Genomic DNA, 1172 nt, shown 5'->3' with positions numbered 1-1172 from the left:
TATTGCGCGAGGTGCTGTATCCGGTGGCTCCGCCAGAGATTGCGGCCCAGGTCCGGACCCCGCAGGATCTGTTCCGCTTTCCGCTGATTGAAGTCTCGACCCATCGGGCCAGCTGGGTGCAGCTGTTTGAGGCCTTGCGGCTCTCGCACGGACAAGCGCGCTATTTCTTTGCCGACAACTCCCTGATGGCGGCAGAGCTGTCGGCGCAGGGTATGGGGATTGCGCTGGCGCGCGCACCTGCGTCGGACGCGGCGGTCAGCGCAGGCGGGCTGGTGCGCTGCCTGCCGGACGTCGCGGTGCCGGGGCAGGAGGCCTACCACCTGATCTATCCCGACCGCGGCGCCCTGCGCCCGGCAGCACGGCTGTTCCGGGACTGGCTGCTGGAGTATGTGAGGACCGTCTGACTATTACTGCCCGGTCCGGTCCAGTTTTGTCGCCAGATGGATTAGGCTCTCAGAGGACCGCACGCCACGGGCCTCGGCGATGTGGTCGATGGTGTTGTCAAGCTCGGTCGTGCTTTGCGCCACCACCTGAGCCAGAAGATCAAACCGTCCTGAGGTGGTATGCACGACTTCTACTCCAGGCAGGCTGCGCAGGCGGGCGAGCACCTCAGGCCCCGAGCGCGGCTCAATCGACATCAGCACCGTGGCTTGCAGCGGCGGGCGGGAGGCGGCGGAGGATTTAAGCGTATAGCCTGTAATCACCCCGGTTGTTTCCAGCCGTTCGATCCGCGCCTGTACCGTGGTGCGGGCCAGCCCCAGATGCCGGGCAAGCTCCGCCACCGGACGGCGGGCGTTTTCCCGCAACAGGGTGACAAGACGCTGATCAGTATCGTCGGTTTGCATGTTGTTCCTGCGATTTGACGTCAATTCTCGTCACTATAGGAAAAGTGACGAGCGGAATCGACGGAAATTTGTCGGAAAATATGCAAAACAAACGAGGCTTTTCCTGATGCAGCAAATTCCACCGCTTTGGCTTTCCCCTGAATCCCACCTGGCCCGCAGCGCACCGGATCACCCGATCCTGTATTTCTCGCCGCGGGTATTGCACGAGGTTGCGGGGCGTTTTCAGCGGGGGTTTCCAGGGCTGGTGACCTATGCGGTGAAGGCCAACCCGCACCCTGCTGTGCTGTCCAATCTGGTGGCGGCGGGGATCACTGCATTTGATGTCGC

Annotated in this window: 2 protein-coding genes and 1 pseudogene; 2 read left to right on the top strand and 1 reads right to left on the bottom strand. The window is 62.7% G+C overall.

Translation table 11 applies throughout. The features are described from left to right. Positions 1–404 (top strand): LysR substrate-binding domain-containing protein (locus A2I95_RS40420; protein ID WP_291737948.1); only part of this gene is annotated, 404 nt, incomplete at its 5' end. A gap of 3 nt (positions 405–407) precedes the next feature. Here the strand turns inward: A2I95_RS40420 and A2I95_RS40415 are convergent. Next, on the bottom strand, positions 408–845 hold the full coding sequence (locus A2I95_RS40415; protein WP_027259373.1) for an Lrp/AsnC family transcriptional regulator: 438 nt from the start codon (positions 843–845) through the stop codon (positions 408–410). Between the two features lie 106 nt (positions 846–951). Between A2I95_RS40415 and A2I95_RS40410 the strand changes: the two are divergent. Continuing rightward, positions 952–1172, top strand: a pseudogene (locus tag A2I95_RS40410) (type III PLP-dependent enzyme); the annotation flags it as partial.

This window comes from Leisingera sp. F5 (assembly GCF_001593695.1).
The sequence above is the reverse complement of the archived record's forward strand: the minus strand, read 5'-3'. Positions and strand labels throughout refer to the sequence as shown.